The organism is Candidatus Desulfatibia sp. (assembly GCF_036446775.1).
Classification (GTDB): domain Bacteria; phylum Desulfobacterota; class Desulfobacteria; order Desulfobacterales; family UBA11574; genus Desulfatibia_A.
This window is the reverse complement of record NZ_JAZFTO010000006.1, coordinates 1-5736: the sequence shown is the minus strand read 5'-3', so window position 1 is coordinate 5736 and position 5736 is coordinate 1. Positions and strand designations below refer to the sequence as shown.

The window sequence follows — 5736 nt, the reverse complement described above, 5'->3', positions numbered from 1 at the left end:
GGGGGGCCTGACGGGCCCGCCGCTCTTGCCGTTGATATTGATGAGCGCGCCCAAGGATACCCCCATGCAGTTGAAATATTCCCTGGCGATTGCCAATGCTGTCAGCACGGCCTGGCAGACCTGGCAATCCGGGCTTACCGGTACACTTTCGTACCCGCCGTTTGCCGCATTTCCGGGTCCTGTGACTCCTCCTGTGCCGAATATTCCGATGCCGCTGGCGGCTTTTTCTTCCCCCGGTGAATCCCAGTTTTCTCCGTCAACCCTGAAGAGTGCCATGGAAGCCAATTTTGCCAATCCGATAGCAGCACATTCATCTGAGCTGTTTGACTCCCTTGCCAAGGCATTTAATACCGTCTTTCAGATGTTCAAACCGATGACTTTGGTTCTTTTGGTATTAGGAATGGGCCAGGTCCCGAGTTTCAAGCCTCCGTTTTCACCGGTCGGACCGGTTGTAGGAGGAAACGCCCTCCCGACCCCCTTCCATTTCCTGACCATACCTTTACCGCCTATCCCGGGACCGACGGGCAAGTACCTGATTGAGTTGACACCGTTTAAGAGGTAACGATACAAAACCGGGCGCCTTAATTAACGTATTAAACCTTCAGCTTGGCTGTCTGCGATCTTTGCGACTCTGCGGTGAATTATATATTAGTGATTATTGGGTGAATGGTGTCATCCCCAATTGTGGTTGTGGCGAAATTCCAGACACCGGCAAATTGCCGCTTTTATTTCAGCCGTATAATTGAAAAAGTCGGCTTGGAGCAGGGCCTGTTCCATCTGACTTGCCAGGGCCGGCCATTTATCATGCTCAATTCCATGAAACCCGCCGGCGGGAATCGGCTTGTGGAGCAAGTCAATCCGGTTGGGATCAAGCCACCAGTTCACGAAATTATACTGTTTTGCGTAGCGTTTATAAAGAACCGTGCCCGGAAAGGGTATGGGGATACCAAGGGGGCTGAAGTGGTCGACCAAGGGTGCCAGCTGTTTCATGAACGCGAGGCTTGCTTCAAGGTGGGATACTTTTTCCTGGGGAAATCCGAACATCAAATTGGCCTGGGTCATGAGTCCGGCCTGTTTGCAGGCCTCAAATGCGCTTAAAACATCCGCGGGAAGAATGTTTTTACCGATTTTTTGAAGTATGTCGGCATCTCCGCTTTCAACACCGAACACGATCAGGTGGCACCCGGCGGCTTTCATTTTCTTAGCCTTGGTGGTGTCCATATGGTCAACCCTGCTTTCGCACCACCACGAAGGTAGCTGGGAGAAAGAATTCCGGATGCAATCGCAAAGGTCAAAAAGCCTTTTGGAATTGGCGGTAAAGGCATCATCATGGAAACTGAAACCGCCTGCGCCTTCCAACTCCAAATAGGCCTTCATCTCTTGAACAACCCTGTTGGCCGAATGGACTCTATGCTTAGTGCCGGTCACCATCCTTGAGCAGAAGAGACACTCTCCCGGGCAGCCTCTGCTGGTCAATAATGAAGCCGGCAGCATGCCCGTGACTTCTTTCAGATACCAGTGCCGCGGAAAAATATGCCAGGCCTTATACGGAGGAGCAATTTGATCAAGGTTTACCACCCTTGGACGGTTAGGGGTGTGATGGATTGATCCTTGCGGATCTATAAAGGCAACACCCTGAATATTTTTAAGATAAATACTATCCAACTTCTTTTTTCCAAGGAGATTTGCAAGCTCGACAATGGTTTGTTCCCCTTCCCCCTTTACGCTCACATCAAAACCAACTTGCAGCGGCTCATCAGGCACCGCCGTAGCGTGCACCCCGCCTGCAATCCAGGGAATAGGTCCGTTAAGAAAAGGTTTCAGTAAATCATAGGTTAGAAGTGCCGTTTCGGTATAGAGACCAACCCCTGCCATATCAGCATCCCATGAATTCAATAAACGGCCGAGTTCCGTAATATCAGGGCCAAAAGGAGCCCCGCAATCAAAAACCCTGACTTCATGCCCGGCTTCAATCAGAGACGCGGCCAGGTAACATGCTCCCACAGACGGGTACAAGTTCATCAAAGGATGGGGTGGAATGACAAGCAGAATTCTACTCATGGTGTTCTATCCCAAGCTTTAGCCTCTAACCTAAAATCTGCAATTGCCGATTTCGCCGCAGCTGCAATGATGAAATAAACATCTGATGATAACTCTTCTATACCCGTTTTATCGCAACCAATTTACAGCAGGGTAAAAGCCTCTATTTTTAATTCTTTTTATATTTGTCGGCATTTTGTTTACGCTCAATTGAGGTTTTAATTATACGACGCATATGCTCAAGAAATGCAAGCAAATTATTTTTTTGGAAATATTCTGCTAAAACCTGTTCTTTTCATTACCTCCGGGGCAATTATTTTTAATCAAATCAATTAATAACAATGGAGTAATATTGACATTCATTTGAAGATATGGCATATTTACATACTTTATAATTTCATCAATTCAGCCTTTTGAAATGAACCGGCGGCAAAGAGCAAGATCATAATCCCCATAACGATGCGCTGCCTTCACTCTGCTTGTTCTTTGCGATAACAGCGGAAAAGATACCGCGGCAAGCCGACAAGCACCGGATGACATCAACACGATTTAAGAAATGGAAATACAAAATGACACGCCCTATATCATCGAGGCGTTGCCCCAGACAGGTCCAGGGGAAAAACCGGTTCTAACCATTATTGTAAAAGGGACCTTTGATATCCGTCCGGGAGAATCTGCCACTGAGGCATCCGAACAGATACCGGTGGTATTTGGCGACGAATTATACGATCCCGAAAATGGGGGGAGCGTCAAGTTCGAATCCGATGCGGCCCCGTTTAAGCCCAAGGCCGATATCGCCCTGGTCGGTCGAGCACATGCCCGGGGGGGGGATCCGGTGACAGTACTTAATGTTTCTCTGCGCGTGGGGACCCTAAAAAAAAGCCTGCGGGTCTTCGGGGACCGGCATTGGAGATGCCTCAGCCGCCTCCTGCCGGTTTCTGCGACCAAACCCGAACCGTTTACGGAAATGGAGCTTGTGTATGAGCGGGCCTTTGGCGGCATCGATACTAAAGGCGGCGGATTTTGCGAGCAAAATCTTGTGGGGTGCGGATTTATTACCAAAAAATTAAAAAAGATCCTTGATGGAGTGCCATTGCCAAACATCGAAGATCCGGAGAGTTTAATCAAGTCCTGGAAGGACCGACCCCCACCGGCCGGTTTCGGGTTTTACGGCCGAGCCTGGGCTCCTCGAAACCGCTATCTCGGAATCTATGATGAAACCTGGCGCAAAGAACGCTCTCCCAGGCCGCCTGTCGATTTTAGCTTTGATTATTACAATGCCTCCCATCCCGATCTCCAGATTCAGGGATACCTGCAAGGCAACGAAGACGTTGAACTTGTCAACCTTACCCCCGATGGGTATCTTCGTTTCTGGCTTCCCGGAATAAAACTCAATTGCAACGTGACAAAAACCTACGAACTTCTGGCAGAACCCGTCCGGAACGATGAGAATCAGAACGCTGAAAGCAAAGTAGAAGAGTTTACCGAACCAATAGACCTGAACCTGGATACGCTCTGCCTGATTCCGGATGAAAGTCGATTTTACCTGGTATGGCGGGGACTGTGTCCGGTTCGTGACTTAACGGGAATTGAGGTCAAAACGATAGAAGTCGGGCAAACTACGCCCGCTGCATAAAACCATAATTGAGCGCAAACAAAATGAAAAAAAATTGTATCATATTTAAGGTAAACTCCATTTTCTTTGCTCTTTCATTATGGGTAAACGTTTTCGTTTGCGAGGCTGAATTATGACTTACGATATTTCATTAGACAAGAAAAAAGCAATACTGCTGGTAGTGGGGTGTATTCTCCTGGTGGTTCTGAGCTTCTTTGCCGGATTATTTTTAGGGGCTATGATACAGCAGCCCGAAACCGTAACAGCGGCGCCAAATTCTGAAAAACCTAAAAAAGCGTCTGCCGGGGCTCCGGCCGTGTTGGCTAAAAAGCTGCCGGCCAAGCCCAAGGTCAGATTGCCGGTCAAACCAAAGGTAAAATTACCGGCCAAACCAAGGGTAAAATTACCGGTAATTGCAAAGAAACCCGCACCGACAACACCGGTCGCTACGAAGGTAACATCGGCGGCCGCACCGGCACCTGCGCTCCCTGCGGCACCGAAAGCCAAGCCGGAACCCTACCCTTATTCCATCAGACTGGCGAGTTTCAATCAATTTAAATTTGTTTTAACAGGGCTGTCCCAATACCGGCAAAAAGGTATGTCGCCATACTTTGCCAAGGTCAATCTGGGAGAGAAGGGTGTGTGGTGGCGGCTTTTTACGGGGTATTATCCAAGCCGGAAAGCAGCCCAGGCAGCCGTGACAGAGCATAATCTTAAAGGCGTTCAGGTCATAAAAACTGCTTATGCCAATCTTGCCGGGATATTTTCCAGCAAAAATGAACTGAACGACATTTTCAAGCGCCTCGATTCCCAGGGGTATTCGCCGTATATCATTAAAGATGCGGAGAATCACTTGCGCCTTTTTACGGGAGCCTTTATCACCAAAAAAGGTGTGCAGGATCAAAATCAGGATCTCAAAGCCGACGGCATCGACAGCAAGGTGGTGGAGCGGTAACCGCGTAAATGGATAAGCAACATACGAGAAAGATTAAAAGTACGATTAAGATCAATTGATAAGCGTTTTGCAAAGGTCTCAAGATTTAGATGTTCGGGATAGGGAGGTTCGCCGTGAGGGGAGTTTTTCGCAAAGGGTTTCGAGAATATGAATTTTTGAATTCTCGCGAAACCCGCTTCATGGAATTTCGCGACAAATTCGCCGCCCTTGAATTTCTGCGCGACTTTATCCACGACCATTACTACATGACGGTGCTGCGAAAGCTCCTTGAAAGGGAAATGTTCGGCATCAGCCTTTCCGGCATCAGCGATTACGGGGTGCTGGAGCGAATTGCCGACCTGCTGGTCGCCGAAAAAATACGGGTGGTAGAGCGTTATGACCTGTTCGAAGCCGGGTTCCATGCCGTTACCCCCGTCGAAGAAACGGTTTCCGCACCCCCGCCGGCAGAAGTGTTAGTGGAAGAAGAAGAGCCGGAGGAAGAACCGGAAGAAGAGGCCGTGCCGCCCGTCGCGGCTGCTCAGGCCGAGGTATTGATCCAGGCCTCCCAGTCAGGAGCAGCTTTGTGTGAAGCCTGAACTGCGCCGCCGCCCCCCGGTGCGGGGGAAGAAGAGCCGGCCGAACCCTGGATACCATCGGAGGAACCGGAGGAAGAGCCGGTTGTGCCCCTGGCAACGGCCCAGGCGGTTGCCTTGCAGCACTCCTCACATACCGGAGCACCATTATGTGAGGTTTGAGTGGATGGGGAATCCTCCGGGTGAGGAGATGGAAATACAAGCATCAACGATAACTTTATTAAGGCTTTATAATGACGTATCCATATCATAACAGAGTAATCCGCCGGCTGTGGCACGTGAGCGGACAAAAGAAAAATCTTCATGTTTACGCGATATTCGATGCTGCCCGCGATGAAAGAATCTATCCGGCCATCGTTAAATCGAGCGGGGAATCCCGCTGCTTATACGCCGGGCACCAAGCTTTTTTTCTCGGCGAACTGCCCCAGGTACTGGCGGAAGCCGCACCGCATCTGGTCAAACTTGAGCCCGAAGCCCTTTTTACCCGCTGGATGATTAGCAGAGGATGGGGAGACAGCTGGGGCATCTTCTTGGTGTCGTCCGCCGGCCTCAGA

General features: G+C 49.8%; 6 protein-coding genes. 5 read left to right on the top strand and 1 reads right to left on the bottom strand.

Annotated elements, in window-relative coordinates; genetic code table 11:
* Positions 1-562, top strand: a 562-nt coding sequence (locus tag V3S16_RS00275; RefSeq protein ID WP_413882668.1) for a hypothetical protein, incomplete at its 5' end; no start/stop codon positions are given.
* A gap of 110 nt (positions 563-672) precedes the next feature.
* Here the strand turns inward: V3S16_RS00275 and V3S16_RS00270 are convergent.
* Positions 673-2061 (bottom strand): B12-binding domain-containing radical SAM protein, encoded by a 1389-nt coding sequence (locus tag V3S16_RS00270; protein ID WP_413882667.1) that lies wholly within the window; start codon positions 2059-2061, stop codon positions 673-675.
* Positions 2062-2596: 535 nt separating this feature from the next.
* On the opposite strand from V3S16_RS00270, the gene V3S16_RS00265 reads away from it, so the two are divergent.
* The 4 genes from V3S16_RS00265 to V3S16_RS00250 form a co-directional block, all read left to right on the top strand.
* On the top strand, positions 2597-3676 hold the full coding sequence (locus V3S16_RS00265; RefSeq protein WP_413882666.1) for a DUF2169 domain-containing protein: 1080 nt from the start codon (positions 2597-2599) through the stop codon (positions 3674-3676).
* Between the two features lie 112 nt (positions 3677-3788).
* Positions 3789-4610, top strand: coding sequence for an SPOR domain-containing protein (locus V3S16_RS00260; protein ID WP_413882665.1), 822 nt, complete (start codon positions 3789-3791; stop codon positions 4608-4610).
* A gap of 113 nt (positions 4611-4723) precedes the next feature.
* Positions 4724-5185 carry a hypothetical protein gene (locus V3S16_RS00255; protein WP_413882664.1) on the top strand — a complete coding sequence of 154 codons (462 nt, stop codon included), beginning with the start codon at positions 4724-4726 and terminating at the stop codon, positions 5183-5185.
* A gap of 230 nt (positions 5186-5415) precedes the next feature.
* Positions 5416-5736: DUF4123 domain-containing protein (locus V3S16_RS00250; protein WP_413882663.1), on the top strand; the 321-nt coding region annotated here is incomplete at its 3' end.

Coding starts and splice junctions, on each gene's coding strand:
- V3S16_RS00265 (WP_413882666.1), top strand. CDS start 2,597: ATGGAAATACAAAATGACACGCCCTATATCATCGAGGCGTTGCCCCAG.
- V3S16_RS00270 (WP_413882667.1), bottom strand. CDS start 2,061: ATGAGTAGAATTCTGCTTGTCATTCCACCCCATCCTTTGATGAACTTG.
- V3S16_RS00260 (WP_413882665.1), top strand. CDS start 3,789: ATGACTTACGATATTTCATTAGACAAGAAAAAAGCAATACTGCTGGTA.